The following is a 20,182-nucleotide window of genomic DNA, read 5'->3' as shown; positions in this document are numbered from 1 at the left end:
GCGTGTCCACTGTCGAAGAGTTGGTCCAACGCTCGAACCGGCTCGGCGCCGACCCGCGCAACACCAACTACGCGGGCGGCAACACGTCGGCCAAAGGCATTGACACCGACCCGGTGACCGGCGGCGACGTGGAACTGTTGTGGGTCAAGGGCTCCGGCGGCGACCTCGGCACCCTCACCGCCAACGGGTTGGCGGTGCTGCGGTTGGACCGCCTGCGCGCCCTGGTCGACGTCTACCCGGGCGTCGAGCGCGAGGACGAGATGGTCGCCGCGTTCGACTACTGCCTCCACGGCCGGGGCGGCGCCGCGCCGTCGATCGACACCGCGATGCACGGCCTCGTCGACGCCGCGCACGTCGACCATCTGCACCCCGACTCCGGCATCGCCCTGGCCACCTCTGCCGACGGGCCGGCCCTGACCAAGGAGATCTTCGGCGACCGGGTCGTCTGGGTGCCCTGGCGGCGACCGGGGTTCCAGCTCGGCCTCGACATCGCCGGCGTCCGCCGCGCCAGTCCACAGGCGATAGGGGTGATCCTCGGCGGGCACGGCATCACCGCCTGGGGCGCCACCAGCGCCGAGTGCGAAGCCAACGCCCTCGACATCATCCGGACCGCGGCCGCGTACCTCGCCGAGCACGGCCGCCCCGAGCCCTTCGGCCCCGTCGTGCACGAACCCCTGGACGAGGACGCGCGCCGGGAGCGGGCCGCCGCGCTGGCCCCGGTGATCCGCGGCCTGGCGTCCACCGACCGCCGGATGGTCGGCCACTTCACCGACAGCCCCGAGGTCCTCGACTTCCTCGCCCGCGCCGAGCACCCCCGGCTGGCCGCCCTCGGCACCTCGTGCCCGGACCACTTCCTGCGCACGAAGGTCCGCCCGCTGGTCCTCGACCTGCCGCCCACGGCGGACCTGGCCGACGTGGTCGGACGGCTCAAGGCCCTCCACCAGCGCTACCGGGACGACTACCGCGCCTACTACGAGCGCCACGCCACCCCGGACTCCCCGGCGATGCGCGGCGCCGACCCGGCCATCGTGCTCGTGCCCGGCGTCGGGATGTTCTCGTTCGGTGCCGACAAGCAGACCGCCCGCGTCGCCGGCGAGTTCTACGTCAACGCGATCAACGTGATGCGCGGCGCCGAGGCCGTCTCCCGCTACGCCCCGATCGACGAGGCGGAGAAGTTCCGCATCGAGTACTGGGCTCTCGAGGAAGCCAAGCTCCAGCGCATGCCGAAGGCGAAGCCGCTGGCGACCCGGGTCGCGTTCGTCACCGGCGGCGGCTCCGGCATCGGCCGCGCCATCGCCCACCGGCTCACCGCCGAGGGCGCCTGCGTCGTCGTCGCCGACCGCGACGGGGAGGCCGCCGCCCGCGTCGCGGCCGAGATAGGCGGCACGGACGTCGCGGTCCCGGTCACGGCCGACGTCACCGACACCGCGGCCGTCGTCGAAGCCCTGCGCGCGACGGCACTCGCGTTCGGCGGCGTCGACCTGGTCGTCAACAACGCCGGCCTGTCCGTCTCCAAGCCCCTGCTGGAGACCACCGACGGCGACTGGGACCTCCAGCACGACGTCATGGCCCGGGGCTCGTTCCTCGTCTCGCGCGAGGCCGCCCGCCTCCTGGTCGACCAGGCCATGGGCGGCGACATCGTCTACATCTCCTCCAAGAACTCCGTCTTCGCCGGACCCAACAACGTCGCCTACGGCGCCGCCAAGGCCGACCAGGCCCACCAGGTCCGGTTGTTGGCCGCCGAGCTCGGCGCCCACGGCGTCCGGGTCAACGGCATCAACCCCGACGGGGTCGTACGCGGCTCCGGCATCTTCTCCGGCGGCTGGGGAGCCAAGCGCGCCGCGGTCTACGGCGTGCCAGAGGAAGAGCTCGGCGCGTACTACGCGGGGCGCACCCTCCTCAAACAGGAGGTCCTCCCGGAGAACGTCGCCAACGCCGTCTTCGCCCTCACCGCCGGCGACCTGTCCCACACCACCGGCGTGCACATCCCCGTCGACGCCGGCGTCCCCGCGGCGTTCCTGCGGTGAACGCGTTCGCCGCGGTCGACCTCGGCGCGTCCAGCGGTCGCGTCGTCGTCGGCCGGGTGGGCGCGGGCCAGCTGGACCTGACGACCGCGCACCGGTTCCCCAACCAGCCGGTGCGCGCGGCCGGCACATTGCACTGGGACGTGCTGGCCCTGCACGCCGGCGTCCTCGCGGGCCTGCGCGCGGCCGGCCCGGTCGACAGCGTCGGCGTCGACTCGTGGGCGGTCGACTACGGCCTGGTCGACGCGACCGGTGCGCTGCTCGGCAATCCCGTGCACTACCGCGACGGTCGCACCGACGGCTGGCGGGTGACCGCGGAGCGGCTCGGCGAGCAGCGGCTCTACGCCACCACGGGGCTCCAGCAGCTCCCGTTCAACACGCTCTACCAACTCGCCGCGTCGGCCGGCACGCCGCAGCTCGCCGCCGCCCGGCACCTGCTGCTGATCCCGGACCTGATCGGGTACTGGCTCACCGGCGAGGTCGGCGCCGAGGAGACCAACGCCTCGACCACCCAGCTGTACGACGTCCGTGCCCGCACCTGGGCCGCCGGGCTGATCGCCGACGCCGGCCTGCCCGCCGGGCTGTTCCCACCGCTGCGCCGGGCCGGCGACCGGATCGGCCCGGTGCGCGCCGACGCCGGACTCCCCTGGTCGACCGAGGTCGTCGCGGTCGGCTCGCACGACACCGCGTCGGCGGTGGTCGGGGTGCCGGCCGACGGCACGGACTTCGCGTACATCTCCTGCGGCACCTGGTCGCTGGTCGGCGTGGAGCTCGACGCGCCGGTGCTCACCGAGGCGAGCCGGCTGGCCAACTTCACCAACGAGGGCGGCGTGGACGGCACGATCCGTTACCTGCGCAACGTGATGGGCCTCTGGCTGCTCCAGGAGTGCCTGCGGGAGTGGGGCGACCCGGACCTGGCGGCGTTGCTGGGCGCGGCCGAGGCCGCACCGGCGTTCGGGGCCGTCGTCGACGCCGACGACCCGGTCTTCCTGCCACCGGGCGGGATGCCGGAGCGGATCGCCGCGTACTGCCGGCGCACCGGGCAGGCGCCACCGGAGACCCGGCCGGCCATGGTGCGGTGCATCATGGACAGTCTCGCCCTGGCCCACCGTCGCGCCGTGCGGACCGCCGCCGAGCTGTCCGGTCGCGACGTGGCCGTGGTGCACCTCGTCGGGGGCGGCGCCCGCAACGCGCTGCTCTGCCAGCTCACCGCCGACGCCTGCGGCCTTCCGGTGCTCGCCGGACCGGTGGAGGCCACCGCGGTCGGCAACGTCCTGGTGCAGGCCCGCGCGGCCGGCGCGGTCCGCGGTGACCTGGCGGCGCTGCGCGAGCTGGTACGCGAGACGCACGAACTGCGCCGCTACGAGCCCCGCGTCGACGCGACCGCGTGGGACGCGGCGGACGGCCGGATCGCATGACCGCCGATCCGGCGGTACGCCGCGCGACCCTCGCCACCTTCGTCGCGTTCGGCGCGTCGGGCCTCGCCTTCGCGAGCCTGTTCTCCCGGATCCCCCAGATCCGCGACCAGCTCCACCTCGACCCCGCCGGGCTGGGCCTGACACTGCTCTCCGGCTCGACCGGCTCGGTGCTCGCGCTGATCCTGTCCGGCCCGGTCGTCGCCCGGTTCGGCTCGCGGCGGGTCGTCCAGGTCAGCGCCGTGCTGTTCGCCGTCGGCCTCGCGACCGCCGCATTCGGGGCCCTGGTCGGCGTACCCCCGGTGGTGGTCGGCCTGTTCCTGCTCGGTGTGGGCACCGGCGCCTGGGACGTCGCGATGAACCTCCAGGGCACCAGCGTGGAACGGCACCTCGACCGGACCATCATGTCCCGCCTGCACGCCGGCTTCTCGGTCGGCACCGTCCTGGGTGCGCTGGTCGGTGCCGCCATGGTCGCGCTGAAAGTGCCGGTCGCCGTCCACCTGGCCGCCCTCGCGGTGCTGGTCGCCACGGTCGTGCCCGGCTACGCCCGGCGCTTCCTGCCCGACGCCGCGGAACCGGGCGCACCAGCCGCACGCACCGGGTTCGGTGCCTGGCGCGAGCCGCGCACCATCCTCATCGGACTGTTCGTGCTGGTCTTCACGCTGGCCGAGGGCGCCGGCGACGACTGGATCGTGATCGCCTCGGTCGACGGCCACCAGGTTGCGCCGGCCATCGGCACGCTGGCGTTCGCGGCGTTCCTCACCGCGATGACCGGCGCCCGCTGGTTCGGCCCGTGGCTGCTGCACCGGTACGGCAAGGTCCCGGTGCTCCGTACCCTGGCGATCGTGGGCCTGGCCGGCACCGCCCTGTTCGTGTTCGCGCCGGTGCTGCCGCTGGCCCTGGCCGGGGCCCTGATGTGGGGACTCGGTGCCGCGCTGGGCTTTCCGGTCGGGATGAGCGCCGCGGCCGAGGACCCGGAGCGCGCGGCCAGCCGGGTCAGCGTGGTCGCCACCATCGGCTACTGCGCGTTCCTCGCCGGTCCCCCGTTGCTCGGCCTGCTCGGCAACCAGATCACAGTGCTGCGGGCGCTGGCCGTCGTGTCGGTGCTGTTCGGCTTCGCCGCGCTGCTGACCGGCGTCTCCCTGGGCGGCCGGCCCACTGCCGCGGTCGGCGCCGAGCCCGCACCCGCGGAGCCGCGGAGCTAGCCTCCGCTGTATGCAGCGAGAGACCGTCATCTTCTCCGGCCAGGGCGAGCACGCCGATCCCTGGCACGACCTGCCGGCCACCAGCGCCGCCCTGGCCGACCTGGTCGGTCCGGCGGACATCGTCAACGAGGTCGACGAGCTCAGGGCGGCGCTGGCCGGCGCCCGCCTGCTCGTGGTCAACGCGACCGCGTACCGGCTCGAGCCGGTGCCGGAGGACGCCGTCTTCGCCGCCGCCGTGGCGTCCTTCCTGGCCGAAGGCGGCGGTTTGCTCGCGATGCACAGCTCGTCCGTCGCGTTCCCCCGCGAGCGGTCGTGGCGCGCGACGATCGGGGCGGTCTGGGAGCACGGCCGCACGTTCCATCCGGAGCTCGGGCCGAGCCTGGTGCGGCGCACCGACGTCGCCCACCCGATCGCCGACGGCCTCGGCGACTTCGAGGTGATCGACGAGCGCTACACGGACCTGGACCTGGTCGACGACCTGGCACCGGTGTACGCGCACGCCGGCGGACCCGCGGTCTGGGCACGCGAGGTCGGCGGCGGCCGCGTGGTCTACGACGCCTTCGGCCACGACGTGCGCTCCTACGAGTCGGCCGGACACGCCGCGCTGGTGCGCAGCGCGGCGGCCTGGCTACGCGGCGCTCACTGAGTACCCGTGCTCATGGGCGCGGCACTCCGGCGCTGGCACGCTGAGCCGTGCACGGGGCGACGGGGGTCGACGTTGTCGGCGCGGGCGGGCAGGCTGGGGGGCTCCCGACCGCGCCGACGACGAGGTCAACGAGCCGGTGCGTGGCGGGCGCCGAGCGCGGCTCCGGCGAGGCCGACGGAACCACGGACGGCGGCAGCGCCGCCACCGCCGCGGACCACCACCGACTTAACTGCATATAGCTATCGAGTTAGTGCGTCAACGGTCCGGTCGACTCGCGTACGGTCAGGTACGTCGGCAGCACCACGGCCCGGCGCTGTGGCTGCGGAGCCCGGTGGTCGAGCCCGGCGACCAGCAGTGACACCGCCATCCGGCCGGCCTGCTCGATCGGCGCGGTGAGCGTGGTCAGCGGCGGGTTGCTGAAGTCCGCGCCGAAGATGTCGTCGCAGCCCACCACGCTCAGGTCGGCGGGCACCCGCACGCCGCGCTCGCGCAACCGGGTCAGCATGCCGATCGCGAACAGGTCGTTGAACGCGACGCACGCGGTGGCGCCGCTGTTCAGCACCGCGTCGGCCGCCGCGGTGCCGGAGCCCCGGCCGGGCGGGAACGGGCCGACCCGCTGGGCGCCCAGCCCGTGCCGTTCCAGCGCCAGCCGCATCGCCTGCCAGCGTGCCTGGTTGGACCACGACTGGGTCGGGCCCGACACGTACACGATGTCGCGGTGTCCGAGGGAGACCAGATGCTCGACCGCCTGCGCGATGCCGGCCGGCGTGTCGATCACGACGCTGGGCACGCCGCGCACGTTGCGGTTGACGGTCACCAGCGGGATCTCGCCGGCCAGCGCGACCAGCGCCCGGGCCGGCAGCCGGGAGGCACCGAGGATCGCGCCGTCGAGCGAGCGGCGCATCGTGTGCAGCATCTCGACCTCGTGGTCGGCCGAGTCCTCGGTGTCGATGAGCAGGTGCGCGTAGCCGGCCGCCTTCAACTGCTGCTGGGTGCCGCGGATCATCCCGAAGTAGAACGGGTTGGTCACGTCCGAGACGACCAGCGCGACGGTGCCGGTGCGTCCCGAGGCGAGCGCCCGGGCCGGCGGGTGCGGCACGTAGTCCATCGCGCGGGCCATCGCCTGGATCCGCTCGCGGGTCGCGGCACTCACCCGGGACGGCCGCGACAGCGCACGGGAGACCGTCGACACGGCAACGCCCGTGGCCGCGGCGATGTCGGCGATGGTGACCGGCCGGCGGCGTCCGCTCTCCACGACCGACAGCCAACCATCGATGGCAACACATGGCAAACGGTTGTCACCACCGAACACGCGTGACTAGCGTCCGGGCAACTACATCGACCTCGCCGCCCCGAGGAGTTCCGATGAACAGAAGACACATCGGCGCGCTCGCCGCCGCGCTCCTGCTTGGCACGACCCTGACGGCCTGCGGCTCCGACGACGACCCAGCTTCCGGTGACAACTCCGGCGTCACGCTCACCATGCTCATGGGCGTCAACAACATCTACCCCGAACAGCAGCGCGCGTGGTTCACCGAGGTCTCCGACAAGTTCAAGGCCGAGACCGGCGCCAGCGTTCGGTTCGAGACCTTCGCCTCCGCCAACGACGAGCTCACCAAGATTCAGACCTCGGTGGTCGCCGGGCAGGGCCCCGACGTCTACGCGCTCGGCACCACATTCACCCCGACCGCGTACGCCACGGGCGCGTTCGTCGAACTGAAGAAGGAAGACTGGGACAAGGTCGGCGGCCGCGAGCGGTTCCTGCCGGCCACGCTGGGCATCTCCGGTCCCGACCAGGAGCACGAGGTCGGCATCCCGTTCGCCAGCCGGCCTTTCGTGATGGCCTACAACAAGGACCTGCTGACCGCGGCCGGCATCGACAAGCCGGCCGACAGCTGGGACGGCCTGCGCGACCAGGCCAAGCAGCTCACCAAGGACGGTACGTACGGCCTGGCCATCGGCTACGCGGACGGCTTCGACCCGTGGAAGTTCATCTGGGCCATGACCACGCAGGCCGGCACCCCGGTCGTCAAGGACGGCAAGGCCGCGCTCGACAGTCCCAACACCAAGACCGCGTACCAGGCCTACCTCGGCTGGCTGGCCACCGACAAGGTGGTCGACCCGGCCGCCGTCGGCTGGAAGAACGCCCAGGCGATCGCCGCGTTCGGTGAGGGCAAGGCGGCATACCTGCCGATGGTCTCGGCAAGCTCCAAGGTGAGCCTGGACAAGTCGAAGGTCGCCGGCAAGTACGCGTACGCGGTGATGCCGACGATCCCGCCCGGCGCCACCAGCCTCCCCTCGGGCGGCGTGGCCGCGACCAGCATCCTGAGCGGCGACAACGTGGTGGTCGCCAAGTACAGCAAGCACAAGGACCTCGCGCTGGCCCTGGTCAAGCAGCTCACCAGCGAGGAGAGCCAGACCAGCTACTACAAGACGTTCGGCGAGCTGCCGACCAACCAGGCCGCGGCGACCGCACTGGGCAGCGACCCGGCCCTGGCCGCGATCGTCGAGTCGGCCGGCAGGTCGGCCAGCACGCCGTTCACCGGCGGCTGGGGCCAGGTGCAGCTGGCCCTGACCAACGTGGTGGTGCAGTCGATCCCCGACCTGTCCGCCGGCAAGGTCGACGACGGCAAGCTGACGGGCCTGCTCGGCCAGGCCCAGAGCACCGCCCAAGCAGCGCTCGACAAGGCGAAGTGACCTCGCCCCGCCGCACCGCCACCCGGCAGGGACGTCCACTCTGGATGTTCCTGCCGGGTGGCGTGCTCACCCTCCTGGTCATCGGAGTCCCGCTGGCCCTCGCCCTCTACATCTCGCTGCTCGACCTCGACCAGTACTCGATCCGTGAGTGGGTCGGCGCCGAGTTCATCGGGCTCGACAACTACGTCGAAGCGGTCCGCGACTCGCACCTGGTGCACGCGATCGGCATCAGCATCGGCTACTCCGCGCTCGTCACGGTCGGCTGCCTGCCGATCGGGCTGGCCGCGGCGGTCGCCACCCAGGACCGATTCAAGGGCCGCGGCCTGGTCCGGTCGGTCCTGCTGGTCCCCTACGTGCTGCCCGCCTTCGTGGTCGGCAGCACCTGGCGCATCATCTTCCAGCCCGACGGCGTCGCCAACGAGGTGCTCGGCACGAGCGGGCTGTGGCTCAACGGTCCGCGCAGCTTCTGGGCGCTGGTCATCGTGCAGCTCTGGGCCGGCTGGCCGCTGGTCTACCTGCTGGCCGCCGCCGGCCTGCAGTCGCTGGACACCACCGTGCACGAGGCCGCCGCGCTCGACGGCGCCGGCTGGTGGGCCAAGCTGCGCCACGTCATCCTGCCGCAGCTGCGCGGGCCGGTCTCGCTCGCGCTCGTCATCTCCTTCCTGCACAACGTCAACAGCTTCACGCTGCCGTTCGTGCTCTTCGGCGTGCCCAGCCCGTACGACGTGGAGGTGCTGCCCGTGCTGACCTATGTGGAGAGCTTCCAGAACTTCGAGTTCGGCCTCAGCGTGGCGATGGCCGTGGTCTCGCTGATCCTGGTGGCCATCCCGATGGCGGCCTACCTGCGCGCGGTGCGGCTGGACACGGGACGGAGCCGGTCATGAGGCGCTCCGACGAGGTCGCCCGCCTCCTGCCCGGGCCGCTGCGCGCGCTCGTGCTGACGGTGCTGTTGCTGATCGTGCTCGGCCCGCTGGCCTACATGGCGCTCGCGAGCGTCAGCTCCGACCTCGCGGTGGCTCGCGGCGCGCTGTGGCCCGACGGCTTCCACATCGACAACTACGCGAAGATCTGGTCGACCACGAACCTGGGCCGCGGCCTGGTCAACAGCGTGCTCGTGGCGGGCGCCGTGGCCGTGGTGAGCGCGTTCGTGGCGCTGCTGTCCGCGTACGTCCTCGTGCGCTATGCCTTCCGCGGCCGCATCGCGGTGCTGCGCGCCCTGCTCGCGCTGCAGAGCATCCCCGGCACGCTGCTCCTCCTGCCGGTGTTCGTGCTGTTCGCCAGCGCGGCCACGGCCCTCGGCGTCACCATCATCGGCACCCGGTGGGCGGTGCTGGTCACGTACCTCACCTTCGCCCTGCCGTTCTCGACCTGGGTGATGGTCACCTACCTGCGCGAGCTGCCACCGGAGCTCGACGAGGCGGCCCGGGTCGACGGTGCCTCGCCGTGGCGGGTGCTGACCCGGGTGATCGCGCCGCTGAGCTGGCCCGGCCTGGTGGTCAGCGGCGTGTTCGCCTTCCTGCTGGGGTGGAACGACGTGCTGTTCGCCTCGGTGCTGACCAACCCGGACACCCGCACTGCGGCCGTCGAGCTGCAGATCTTCGGCGCGAGCCAGGAGGGCGGGGCGCTTCCCGTGTACGGGCAGCTGATGGCGGCCGCGCTCGTCTGCGCCGTGCCGGTGGTGGGGCTCTACCTCGTCTTCCAGCGATATCTGGTGGCCGGCCTGACCACGGGAGGCGTGCGGTGACGGTGTGGACCCTGTCCGGCTTCGGCGACGAGATCGACGCGGACCCGGTGGTGCAGCTCGCGGTGCTGTCCGCCCTCGGCGCCCGGCATCTCGAGCTGCGCAGCGCCTGGGACGTCAACGTGGTCGACCTCTCCCCCGCCCAGCTCGACAGCATCGCCGCGCTGCTGCGCGAACGCGGGATGGCGGTCTCGGCGATCGCGTCGCCGATCGGCAAGGTGCGGATCACCGAGGACCCGGCCGGCGAGCTCGACCGCCTCGACCGGGCGATCGCCGCCGCGCACCGGCTCGACTGCCGCTACATCAGGCTGTTCTCCTTCTACCGCCCTCCCGGGGCCACCGCGCGGGACATCCGCGACGACGTGCTGCGCCGCACCCGAGAGTGGGCCGACCGTGCCGAGGCGAACGACGCCGTGCTGGTCCACGAGAACGAGAAGGACATCTACGGTGACACCCCCGACCGGGTACGCGACCTCGTCGAGTCGGTCGGCTCCCCCGCGCTGAAGGTCGCCTGGGACAACGCCAACTTCGTGCAGGTCGGCGTGCGCCCCTTCACGGACGGCTACGCGCTGCTCCGGCCGTACCTCGAATATCTCCAGGTCAAGGACGCGATCGCCGCGACCGGCGAGGTCGTGCCGGCGGGCGAGGGCGACGGCGAGCTACGGGAGACGCTGACCGCCCTGCGCGACGACGGCTACGCCGGCTTCGCCTCGCTGGAGCCGCACCTCGCCATGCAGCACGCTACCGGCGGGTTCTCCGGTCCGGCGGAGTTCGGCCGGGCCGCCCGCGCCTTCGCCGCCCTCACCAACGAGATCGGAGTCGAGATCCGATGACCATCCCCGTGACCGTCGTCGGCGCCGGCATCATCGGCGAGACCCACGTCGACGCCGTGCTGCGCCACCCCAGGCTGAAGGTCGCCGCGGTCGTCGACACCGACCCGGCCGCCCGGGAGAGGCTGGCCGCCCGCGTGCCCGGCGCCGAGCCGTTCGCCGACCTGGCCGAGGCGCTGACCCCGGGTGGGCTGGTCACCATCTGCACGCCGTCGGGGCTGCACGTCGAGTTCGCCGAGCAGGCGCTGAACGCCGGCGCGCACGTGCTCGTCGAGAAGCCGCTCGACGCCCTGGTCGCCCCGGCCCGCCGGCTGGCCGACCGCGCCGACGAGCTCGCCGCGCGCGGGCTGGTCGCCTCGGTGGTCAGCCAGCACCGGTTCGACCCGGCCAGCGTCGCGGTCGCGGCGGCCGCGCACGGGGGCGGGCTCGGTCGCCTCACCTCCGCGGTCGCCTCGGTGCCGTGGTGGCGGGAGCAGGCCTACTACGACTCGGCGGCCTGGCGCGGCACCCAGGCCCTGGACGGCGGCGGCGCACTGATGAACCAGGGCGTGCACACCGTCGACCTGCTGCTCTGGCTGCTCGGCGAGCCGGTCGAGGTGTTCGCGTACACCGCCCGGCTCGTGCACGAGGACATCGAGGTCGAGGACGTCGCCGTCGCCACTCTGCGGTTCGCGTCCGGCGCGCTGGCCACCATGCACGCCACGACCGCCGGCCGTCCCGGCATCGGCGTGCGGCTCCAGCTCCACGGCACCGAAGGCTCCGCGGTCATCCACGACGACCAGCTGGAATACCTCCACGCCGGTGCCGGACCGGCCAGGGCGTCCGACGCGGTGGCGGTCACTGAGCTGCGCGGGGCGCCGAAGCCTGCGGACAGCTTCGTGCTGGGCCACCTGCGCCAGTACGACGACGTGGTGGCCGCCATCGACGGGGGGCGGCCACCCGGAGTCGGGTTGCGCGACGGTCTGCTCGCTGTCGCGGTGGTGCATGCCATGTACGCCTCGGCCTCGCTCGGCCGCCCGGTCACGATCGCGGAGGTCTCCTGATGCGGTTCTCGGTGTTCACCGCGTCCACACCACAGTGGACTCCCGAGGAAGCGGCCCGGGAGCTGGCGGCACAGGGCTGGGACGGCGTCGAGTGGCGGGTGACCGACCAGGACGACGCTGCCACGCCCGGCTTCTGGGCCGGCAACCGGGCCACGTGGCCGCTGCGCGGGCTGGAGGAGAGCCTGCCGGAGATCGCCCGGATCACCCGGGAGGCCGGGCTCGACTTCTCGGGCCTCGGTGCGTACGTGCCGTGCGGCGCGCACGACGACGTCGAGCGGGTGCTCGCCGCCACGGCTGTCCTCGGCGCCGGGCGGGTCCGGATCACGATGCCCAAGCTCGGCACGGCGCCCTACCCGGAGCTGTTCGCGGCCGCCCGCGACGACCTGGGCTGGGCCGCGCGGCGAGCCGCCGAGCACGGCGTCACCGCGCTGGTCGAGCTGCACCACGGCACGATCGCCGCGTCCGCCTCGGCCGCGCTGCGCCTGGTCGACGGGCTGGACCCGGCCCACGTCGCGGTCATCCACGACGTGGGCAACCTGGTGTTCGAGGGACACGAGGACCACCGGGCGGCGTTCGAGCTGCTCGGTCCCTATCTGGCACACGTGCACGTCAAGAACGTCGCCTGGCGACCCGTCGGCACCCGGCCGGACGGCTCGACCGCGTGGGCGGCCGACTGGGCACCGTTGCGCGCCGGCCAGGCGGACATCGGCGCCTACGTGGCGACGCTGCGGGAGGTCGGTTACGACCGCTGGGTGACCGTGGAAGACTTCTCGACGGCGCTACCCCTGGCGGAGCGCACGCGGGACAACCTGGCCTACCTGCGTACCCTCGCGGGTTGACCCCACGGAGGCAGCCGTGAAGATCGTCGACGCGCGGGTGATCGTGACCTGCCCCGGTCGAAACTTCGTCACCCTCAAGGTCGTCACCGACGACGGGCTGACCGGCGTCGGAGACGCCACGCTCAACGGCCGCGAGCTCGCGGTGGCCAGCTACCTGCGCGACCACGTGGTGCCGGCGCTGATCGGCCGCGACGCGTCGCGGATCGAGGACACCTGGAACTACCTCTACAAGGGTGCGTACTGGCGACGCGGGCCGGTGACGATGACCGCGATCGCGGCGGTCGACACGGCACTGTGGGACATCAAGGGCAAGGCCGCCGGCATGCCGGTCTACCAGCTGCTCGGCGGCCGCAGCCGGGAGGGCGTGACCGTGTACGGGCACGCCAACGCCGAGACCGTCGAAGGTGTGCTGGCCGAGGTGGCCCGTTACGTCGACCTGGGCTACAAGGCCGTGCGGGTGCAGGCGGGCGTGCCGGGCCTTGCCACCACGTACGGCGTCAGCGGCGACAAGATGTTCTACGAGCCGGCCGACGCGGCGGTCCCGAGCGAGGCCGTCTGGTCGACCGAGCGCTACCTGGCCCACACGCCGGGCGTGTTCGCTCAGGTCCGTGACGAGTTCGGCCCGAACCTGCGGCTGCTGCACGACGTGCACCACCGGCTGACCCCCATCGAGGCGGCCCGGCTCGGCAAGAGCCTGGAGCCGCACGCGCTGACCTGGATCGAGGACCCGACTCCGGCCGAGCTCCAGGACAGCCTGCGGCTGATCCGCCGGCACACCACGACCCCGATCGCGATCGGCGAGATCTTCAGCGGCGTCTGGGACTGCCAGCAGCTGATCACCGAGCAGCTCATCGACTACATCCGGGCCACGGTCGTGCACGCGGGCGGCATCACCCACCTGCGCCGGATCTTCGACCTGGCCGCGCTCTACCAGGTGCGCAGCGGCTCGCACGGCGCGACCGACCTGTCGCCGGTGTGCATGTCCGCGGCGCTGCACCTCGACATCGCGATCCCGAACTTCGGGCTCCAGGAATACATGCGACACACGGCGGAGACCGACGCGGTGTTCCCGCACGGCTACCACTTCGCCGACGGCTACCTGCACCCGTCGGAGGAGCCCGGCCTGGGCGTCGACATCGACGAGGAGCTGGCCGCGCAGTACCCCTACCGACCCGCCGCGCTGCCGGTCAACCGTCTCGAGGACGGCACCCTGCACAGCTGGTGACCCGCGTCCGGCCGACTTTCCAATGATCGTGCAAAAGTTACGGCGATCTTCTAAGAACTTTCGCTAGCAACCATCTATCTTTTTCGGCGCCCCTGACATTATCGTCTCCCTATCCCTACGTAACACACAGGACACACCACGGGGTTGGCCGAATCCCAGCATCGGCCGCCCGCCGCGGGTGGCACCGTGGCATCTGCCCTTGTCGGACCGATTGTGCCCAGAGGCGTTTCGGCGGCGCCTGAATCGATTCACCCTCATTCCACGCGACGGCTTCACCATGCCGTCGCGCAGCTGGCGGCTGCCCGCCGCCGAGAGGAACGGACGACGATGACCGAAACTCCGATGGACCCCGCCGAGCGCCGCCGACTGACCCGGCGCAACATCCTGAAGGCCTCGGCCGCCGCGGGCGCCGCGATCGGTGCCGCCGGCCTGCCGGTGCTGTCGACCAGCACCCCCGCCATCGGCACCCGGGGGCTGCACTCCGAGGAGCTGATCCCGGAGAAGCGGCGCGGAATCATCCTCTACTCGGTCCGGGACCGGATCTCGGCCGCGCCCGACGACAGCGGCGTACCGTACGGCTTCGAGCGGGTCCTGGCCCGGATCGCCGAGCTCGGCTACAAGGAGGTCGAGTTCGCCGGTTACAACCAGCACACCTCGATCCTCGGTCGGCAGATCACCCCGGAGGAGATCCGCAAGATCCTCGACGACAACGGGCTGGTCGCCAACGGCACGCACGCCTCGATCAACCCGACCACCTTCACGCAGCAGCTCGACATCGCGCAGACGCTGGGCATGAAGCACATCGGCACCGGCTCCGACCCGACCAACTCGAACTACACGGCGGACTGGGACGCGGCCGCCGACGTCTGGAACGAGCTCGGCCGTCAGGCCCGCAAGCGCGGCATGAAGCTCTACACGCACAACCACGACGCCGCGTACTCGTTCCTGCTCGACGAGGGTCCGCTGGACGCCAACGGCCGGCCCACCCGGTCGTCCGGCATGCGGCGCCTGGAGTACTTCTTCGGCAAGGCCGACCCGAAGTACGTCTTCTTCGAGCTGGACATCTACTGGGCCTACGTGGCCCGGTTCAAGCACCAGAAGTACATCGACAAGCACGGCGTCGAGCGCACCGACCTGTTCGACCCGATCCTCAACGTGGCCGCGCGCGGCAACCGGTTCCCGCTGTTCCACGCCAAGGACGGCAACCGGAACAGCGCACTGGCCAACGGGTACGAGATGACGCCGCTCGGCGAGGGCGACATCAACTTCCAGCAGTTCTTCGAGACGATCGGCGACGCCGACTACCGGCACGCCAACTGGGAGCAGGACACCGCGCCCGGCGGTGCGGCGAACCCCGGCCAGTCGCTGGACTTCGCGGCCATCTCGTACCAGAACATGAGCGAGCTGACGATCTACAAGCGCGGTCACTGACACACCCGTGGAACGGGCCGGGCGTGGCGGCGCGCGCCCGGCCTCCGAGGCAACCCACCACCCCGGAGGAAGACATGCCAACCACCCTTCGTCGACGGCTGGCCGTGCTGGCCGCGGCGACCATCGGGCTGCCGCTCGTGGCGCTGGCTCCGGCCGGCGCCCAGGCGGACCCCCGACCCCCTGCACCAGCACCGGAGCCGCTCGTCGCGGCCGAGAACGGGCCGGCCGCCCTGCGCTCCGCGGCCCGGGCACCCGAGACCTACCGGGTGCTCGTCTTCACGAAGACCGCCGGCGCACGTCGCCCGTCCATCCAGGACGGTGTCGCCACGATCAGGGCCCTGGCCCAGGACAACGGCTTCACCGTCACCGCCTCGCAGAACGCGGGCGACTTCACCGCGGCCAACCTGGCCAGGTTCCGCGCCGTGGTGTTCCTCAACACCAGCGGTGACATCCTCAACCCGGCCCAACAGGACGCGTTCGAGGCTTACATCAAGGCCGGCGGCGGCTACGTCGGCGTGCACGCGGCCGCCGAGACCGAGCCCGACTGGCCGTTCTACCAGAGCCTCGTCGGCGCCAAGGTGGCCGGTGTCACCGGCGTCGAGCCCGGCAACGTCGACGTCGCGGACCGGGTGCACCCGGCCACCGAGACGGTGCCGCGCGCGCTGACCTTGACGGAGGAGTGGTACAACTTCACCGCCAACGTCCGCGGCCAGTCGCACGTGCTCGCCACCGTCGACGAGAAGAGCGTCACGGGCGGCACGATGGGCTTCGACCACCCGATCAGCTGGTGCAAGGACTACCAGGGGGGCCGCTCGTTCTACACGGGTCTCGGCCACTCGATCGAGACCTACCGGGTCGGTGCCTACAAGAAGCACCTGCTCGGCGGCATCCAGTGGGCGTCCGGCGTGGTCGAGGGCGACTGCGGCGCGACCGTGCTGGCCAACTACGAGAAGGTCACGCTCAACGACGAGCCCGGCGAGCCGATGTCGCTGGCCGTGCTGCCCGACGGCCGGGTGCTGCACAACACCCGCGGCGGCCAGATCCGGCTCTACGACCCGGCGACCAACGCCAGCCCGGTCATCACCACGATGCCGGTCTACTCGCACGACGAGGACGGCCTGCAGACGCTGGCGATCGACCCCGACTTCGCGACGAACAAGTGGGTCTACGTCTACTACTCGCCACGTCTGAACACGCCCGTCGACGACCCGGCCACGCCGGGCGTCAACGAGGGTGACGCGCCGGCGACCAACGCCGACCCCACGACGTGGGACAAGTTCAAGGGCTACAACCAGCTCTCCCGGTTCAAGCTGGTCGACGGCCCCACCCCCCACCTGGACCTGGCGTCCGAGCAGCAGATCATCCGGGTCGACGTCGACCGCGGCATCTGCTGCCACGTGGCCGGCAAGGTGAAGTTCGACGGCAAGGGCAACCTGTTCCTGATCACCGGTGACGACACCAACGCGGGTGGCTCGGACGGCTTCACGCCGATCAACGACGCCCCCAACCAAGGCCCCGGCTACGACGCCCGCCGCTCGGCCGGCAACACCAACGACCTGCGTGGCAAGGTGCTGCGCATCAAGGTCAAGGCGAACGGCACCTACACCGTTCCGAACGGCAACCTGTTCCCGGAGGCGCAGGACACGGCCGGCAAGACCCGTCCGGAGATCTTCCTGATGGGCCTGCGGAACCCGTTCCGCTTCGACGTCGACAGCACCGGCCGGGTGTACGTCGGTGACTACTCCCCCGACTCGCGGGTGTCCAACCCGCTGCGCGGGCCGGAGGGCACCGGTCGCTGGTTCAGCACCAACAAAGCCGGCAACTACGGCTGGCCGTTCTGCATGTCGCCGAGCCTGCCCTATGTGGACTACGACTTCGCGACCCGCACCTCGGGTGCCACGTTCAACTGCGGTGCCCCGGTCAACGACTCGCGGCACAACAGCGGCCTGTCGGTGCTGCCGGCGGTCCAGCAGCCGCAGTTCTGGTACACGTACGAGAACCGCACGCCGTGCGGCAGCGCGTACCTGCAGAACCCGCCCATCGCCTGCGACTTCAAGTGGCCGGTGATCGGCACGGGTGGCGTCGGCCCGCACGGCGGCCCGATCTACACGTACTCCTCGGACAGCACCTCCGCGGTCAAGTTCCCCGAGTACTACGACAACGCGGTCGTCTTCGGCGAGTTCACCCGCGACAAGATGTTCATGATGCGCACCGACGGCAAGGGCAACCTGACCGGCGTCGAGCAGTTCCTGCCGGGCACGCTCTTCGACAACCCGATGGAGATGGAGTTCGGTCCCGACGGCGCGCTCTACGTCCTGGAATACGGCGACGGCTTCTTCAACGCCAACCCGGACGCGCAGCTCTCCGTCATCCGCTACGTCAAGGGCACCCGGTCGCCGGTCGTCAAGGTGAGCGCGACGCCGACCTCCGGGCAGGCACCGCTGACCGTCGCGTTCTCGTCGGCCGGCACCTTCGACCCGGACCCGGGCGAGTCCATCTCGTACGCGTGGGACTTCACCAACGACGGCACGGTCGACTCGGCCGATCCGAACCCGTCCTTCACGTACACCCAGAACGGGTCCTATGTGGCCAAGCTGACGGTCACCGACTCGAGCGGCAAGACGGGCGTGCTCACGACCGTCATCGTGGTCGGCAACACCGCGCCGACGGTTCGCGTCACGTCGCCGTTGGCGGGCACCTTCTTCAACTGGGGCGACTCGATCCCGTACACGGTCGAGGTCTCGGACCCGGAGGACGGCCCGATCGACTGCTCGCGGGTCGTGGTGACGTTCGTGCTCGGCCACGACACGCACGGCCACGCGGACGGCTCCACCACCGGGTGCACGGGCACGGTGCAGTCCCCCGCGGACGGCGCCGACCACGCGGGCGGCTACCTCTACGGGGGCATCAGCGCCTCGTACACGGACCTGGGTGGTGGCGGGCAGCCGCCGCTGACCACGGTCGGCCAGGCGGTCATCCAGACGCCGCGGCAGCAGGCGGAGTTCGCGCAGGTGCAGACCAACGTGACGATCGCCAACACCGGTGACACGGGCGGCGGCCAGCACGTCAACGGCATCGACGTGGGCGACAACATCGCCTTCGACCCGATCAACCTGGGCGGCGTGTCGACGGTGACCCTGCGGCACTCGGGTGGCTCGGCCGCCACGGCGGGCACGCCGCGGGCCACGGTGGAGCTCCGGCTCGACTCCCCGACCGGCCCGGTGGTGGGCACGGCGACCCTGAACGCGACGACGGGCAACGGCGCCTTCGTCGAGACCTCGGTCCCGGTCAGCCAGCCGGCCGGCCCGCACAAGCTCTACCTGGTCTTCGGAAGCGTCACCGGCGGCCCGACGACCGGCCTGGTCAACCTCAACTGGGTCCAGTTCGGCTGACCCTGCTTCGGCGGCGGCCCGTCACCCCTCGCGGGTGGCGGGCCGCATCCGGCCGACGGCGGCCCACATGCCGCTCCGGCTGGTGTCGTGCTCGAAGTCCGTCGGGTCGCCCGGTGCCGGCCGCCAATCGGGTGCCCAGGTCACTCCCGGGTCGAGGAGCTCGCAGCGCGGGCCGAAGAAGCGTTCGACCTCCTGCCGGGTACGCGGTTTGCCCGCCGTCGAGGTCTGCCTCGTGTAGACCGCCCGGGCCGCCGCCGTGCGCTCGTCGGCGGGCAGGAACGTCTCGGCCGCGCCGTGCGAGATGACCAGGTGGCTGCCCGCCGGCAGGGCCGCGAGCAGCTCGTCGACCAGGTCGTACGCCTGGGTGTCGTCAGGGACGAAGTGCAGGACGGCGGCGAGGACGACAGCGACGGGCCGGCCGAGGTCGAGCAGGCCCTGGTCGGCGAGGATCGCCTTGGGGTCGCGCAGGTCGCCGTGGATCGCGGTCGCCAGGTCATTGCCGTGCAGGAGCTCGCGGCTCTCGGCCACCGCCACCGGGTCGATGTCGACGTAGACCACCCGGGCCTCCGGGGCGGCCCGCTGGGCGATCTCGTGCACGTTGCCGGACGTCGGGATGCCGGAGCCGATGTCGAGGAACTGGCGCACGCCTTCGTCCGCGAGGAACCGGACCGCCCGACCCAGGAACGCCCGGTTCGTGCGAGCCACCGCGGGCACCGTGGGGTACTGCTCGATAACCTTCAGCGCCGCCTGCCGGTCCGCCGCGAAGTTGTGCGCGCCGCCCAGGTAGAAGTCGTACATCCGGGCCGACGTGGCCGGCTTCCGCCCTGTGTCGTCGCGACCGTCCACGCTGTCTCGCCCTCCGCCGTCGAGATCCTGATCTTATCGACCCCACGCAATTCGATGGCCAAAGCCGGCGGGCGCTGCTTGGCTTGGTCGGCATGAGTGGATTCGAGGATCCGGCCTTCTTCGGCGACCGCTACGCGGACGAGTACGACGACCACAACGAGCTCGACCCCACCGCCGCAGTCGCCTTCCTGGCCGACCTGGTGCCGACCGGCGCCCGGGTGCTGGAGCTGGCCACCGGCACCGGGCGGGTGGCGATCCCACTGGCCGCGCTCGGGGTCACGGTCGAGGGCATCGAGGGCTCGACGGCGATGGTGCGGCGCATGCGGGCCAAGCCGGGTGGTGCGGCGATTCGCACGGTGGTCGGCGACATGGCCGACCTGGCCGGTCTCGACGGCCCCTACGACCTCGCCTATCTGGTCTACAACACGTTGTTCAACCTGACCTCGCAGGAACGGCAGCTCGACTGCTTTCGCAACGTCGCGCGCGTGCTGGCGCCCGGCGGCCGGTTCGTGGTCGAATGCTTCGTGCCCGACGTGACCGTGTTCGACCACGGCCAGCGGGTACTCACCCGGGCGCTGACCGAGGACAGCGTGAGCATGGCGTACGAGCTGCACGACCCGGTCGCACAGACGGTCACCTTCCAACGGGTGACGATCGACGCCGGTGGCACGAGACTCAGTCCGCTGCTGCTGCGCTACTGCTGGCCGAGCGAGCTGGATCTGATGGCCCGACTGACGGGGTTGCGGTTGGTCGACCGCTACGACGGCTGGGACCGCCGCACCTTCACCGCCGCGAGCCGAAAGCACGTCTCGGTGTACGAGAAGGAGCGGCCCGGCACCCCGTGACGC

16 protein-coding genes are annotated in these 20,182 nt (G+C 71.7%); 14 read left to right on the top strand and 2 right to left on the bottom strand.

Features of this window, described 5'->3' with window-relative positions; genetic code table 11:
• Positions 1-2 precede the first annotated feature (2 nt).
• From AB0J88_RS23375 to AB0J88_RS23360, 4 genes are read left to right on the top strand one after another with little or no spacing between them, the layout of a single operon-like run.
• Positions 3-2,027, top strand: a complete 2,025-nt coding sequence (locus AB0J88_RS23375; protein WP_364359013.1) for a bifunctional aldolase/short-chain dehydrogenase — start codon at positions 3-5, stop codon at positions 2,025-2,027.
• Positions 2,024-3,442 carry a rhamnulokinase family protein gene (locus tag AB0J88_RS23370; RefSeq protein WP_364359016.1) on the top strand — a complete coding sequence of 473 codons (1,419 nt, stop codon included), beginning with the start codon at positions 2,024-2,026 and terminating at the stop codon, positions 3,440-3,442. Before AB0J88_RS23375 ends, AB0J88_RS23370 begins: the two co-directional genes overlap by 4 nt.
• On the top strand, positions 3,439-4,644 hold the full coding sequence (locus AB0J88_RS23365) for an MFS transporter (protein ID WP_364359019.1): 1,206 nt from the start codon (positions 3,439-3,441) through the stop codon (positions 4,642-4,644). The genes AB0J88_RS23370 and AB0J88_RS23365 overlap by 4 nt, the downstream gene beginning before the upstream one ends.
• Before the next feature lie 10 nt (positions 4,645-4,654).
• Entirely contained in the window at positions 4,655-5,290 is a 636-nt protein-coding gene (locus AB0J88_RS23360; RefSeq protein WP_364359022.1) for a ThuA domain-containing protein, read from the top strand.
• Positions 5,291-5,537: 247 nt separating this feature from the next.
• Here AB0J88_RS23360 and AB0J88_RS23355 read toward each other — a convergent pair whose 3' ends face one another.
• Positions 5,538-6,545, bottom strand: a complete 1,008-nt coding sequence (locus AB0J88_RS23355; RefSeq protein ID WP_364359025.1) for a LacI family DNA-binding transcriptional regulator — start codon at positions 6,543-6,545, stop codon at positions 5,538-5,540.
• Positions 6,546-6,655: 110 nt separating this feature from the next.
• On the opposite strand from AB0J88_RS23355, the gene AB0J88_RS23350 reads away from it, so the two are divergent.
• The 9 genes from AB0J88_RS23350 to AB0J88_RS23310 all read left to right on the top strand — a co-directional run bounded on the left by AB0J88_RS23350 (position 6,656) and on the right by AB0J88_RS23310 (position 18,488).
• Positions 6,656-7,987: an extracellular solute-binding protein gene (locus AB0J88_RS23350; protein WP_364359028.1), complete on the top strand. Its 1,332-nt coding sequence runs from the start codon at positions 6,656-6,658 to the stop codon at positions 7,985-7,987.
• Positions 7,984-8,871, top strand: coding sequence for a sugar ABC transporter permease (locus AB0J88_RS23345; RefSeq protein WP_364359031.1), 888 nt, complete (start codon positions 7,984-7,986; stop codon positions 8,869-8,871). Before AB0J88_RS23350 ends, AB0J88_RS23345 begins: the two co-directional genes overlap by 4 nt.
• On the top strand, positions 8,868-9,731 hold the full coding sequence (locus AB0J88_RS23340; protein ID WP_364359034.1) for a carbohydrate ABC transporter permease: 864 nt from the start codon (positions 8,868-8,870) through the stop codon (positions 9,729-9,731). The genes AB0J88_RS23345 and AB0J88_RS23340 overlap by 4 nt, the downstream gene beginning before the upstream one ends.
• Positions 9,728-10,561 carry a sugar phosphate isomerase/epimerase family protein gene (locus AB0J88_RS23335; RefSeq protein WP_364359037.1) on the top strand — a complete coding sequence of 278 codons (834 nt, stop codon included), beginning with the start codon at positions 9,728-9,730 and terminating at the stop codon, positions 10,559-10,561. Before AB0J88_RS23340 ends, AB0J88_RS23335 begins: the two co-directional genes overlap by 4 nt.
• Positions 10,558-11,601, top strand: a complete 1,044-nt coding sequence (locus tag AB0J88_RS23330; protein ID WP_364359040.1) for a Gfo/Idh/MocA family oxidoreductase — start codon at positions 10,558-10,560, stop codon at positions 11,599-11,601. The genes AB0J88_RS23335 and AB0J88_RS23330 overlap by 4 nt, the downstream gene beginning before the upstream one ends.
• Positions 11,601-12,440, top strand: coding sequence for a sugar phosphate isomerase/epimerase family protein (locus AB0J88_RS23325; RefSeq protein WP_364359043.1), 840 nt, complete (start codon positions 11,601-11,603; stop codon positions 12,438-12,440). Before AB0J88_RS23330 ends, AB0J88_RS23325 begins: the two co-directional genes overlap by 1 nt.
• Before the next feature lie 16 nt (positions 12,441-12,456).
• Complete coding sequence (gene manD / locus AB0J88_RS23320; protein WP_364359046.1) at positions 12,457-13,665, top strand: D-mannonate dehydratase ManD; 1,209 nt, start codon at positions 12,457-12,459, stop codon at positions 13,663-13,665.
• Between the two features lie 327 nt (positions 13,666-13,992).
• On the top strand, positions 13,993-15,096 hold the full coding sequence (locus AB0J88_RS23315; RefSeq protein WP_364359049.1) for a sugar phosphate isomerase/epimerase: 1,104 nt from the start codon (positions 13,993-13,995) through the stop codon (positions 15,094-15,096).
• A 74-nt stretch (positions 15,097-15,170) separates the two neighbouring features.
• Positions 15,171-18,488, top strand: coding sequence for a ThuA domain-containing protein (locus AB0J88_RS23310; protein WP_364359052.1), 3,318 nt, complete (start codon positions 15,171-15,173; stop codon positions 18,486-18,488).
• Positions 18,489-18,509: 21 nt separating this feature from the next.
• Here the strand turns inward: AB0J88_RS23310 and AB0J88_RS23305 are convergent, their stop codons facing one another.
• Positions 18,510-19,334 carry an SAM-dependent methyltransferase gene (locus AB0J88_RS23305; RefSeq protein WP_364359055.1) on the bottom strand — a complete coding sequence of 275 codons (825 nt, stop codon included), beginning with the start codon at positions 19,332-19,334 and terminating at the stop codon, positions 18,510-18,512.
• Positions 19,335-19,426: 92 nt separating this feature from the next.
• On the opposite strand from AB0J88_RS23305, the gene AB0J88_RS23300 reads away from it, so the two are divergent.
• The gene (locus AB0J88_RS23300) at positions 19,427-20,179 is read left to right on the top strand and encodes a class I SAM-dependent methyltransferase (RefSeq protein ID WP_364359058.1); all 753 of its coding nucleotides are present in this window, start codon (positions 19,427-19,429) and stop codon (positions 20,177-20,179) included.
• Positions 20,180-20,182: the final 3 nt, after the last annotated feature.

Origin of the sequence: Asanoa sp. NPDC049475 (assembly GCF_040676915.1) — a bacterium.
Taxonomy (GTDB): domain Bacteria; phylum Actinomycetota; class Actinomycetes; order Mycobacteriales; family Micromonosporaceae; genus Asanoa.
The sequence above is the reverse complement of the archived record's forward strand: the minus strand, read 5'-3'. Positions and strand labels throughout refer to the sequence as shown.

Bases quoted from the DNA above. Each gene is read 5' to 3' on its own strand.
- AB0J88_RS23340 (WP_364359034.1), top strand. From the start codon at position 8,868: ATGAGGCGCTCCGACGAGGTCGCCCGCCTCCTGCCCGGGCCGCTGCGC.
- AB0J88_RS23300 (WP_364359058.1), top strand. From the start codon at position 19,427: ATGAGTGGATTCGAGGATCCGGCCTTCTTCGGCGACCGCTACGCGGAC.
- AB0J88_RS23325 (WP_364359043.1), top strand. From the start codon at position 11,601: ATGCGGTTCTCGGTGTTCACCGCGTCCACACCACAGTGGACTCCCGAG.
- AB0J88_RS23330 (WP_364359040.1), top strand. From the start codon at position 10,558: ATGACCATCCCCGTGACCGTCGTCGGCGCCGGCATCATCGGCGAGACC.
- AB0J88_RS23360 (WP_364359022.1), top strand. From the start codon at position 4,655: ATGCAGCGAGAGACCGTCATCTTCTCCGGCCAGGGCGAGCACGCCGAT.
- AB0J88_RS23315 (WP_364359049.1), top strand. From the start codon at position 13,993: ATGACCGAAACTCCGATGGACCCCGCCGAGCGCCGCCGACTGACCCGG.
- AB0J88_RS23365 (WP_364359019.1), top strand. From the start codon at position 3,439: ATGACCGCCGATCCGGCGGTACGCCGCGCGACCCTCGCCACCTTCGTC.
- AB0J88_RS23350 (WP_364359028.1), top strand. From the start codon at position 6,656: ATGAACAGAAGACACATCGGCGCGCTCGCCGCCGCGCTCCTGCTTGGC.
- AB0J88_RS23310 (WP_364359052.1), top strand. From the start codon at position 15,171: ATGCCAACCACCCTTCGTCGACGGCTGGCCGTGCTGGCCGCGGCGACC.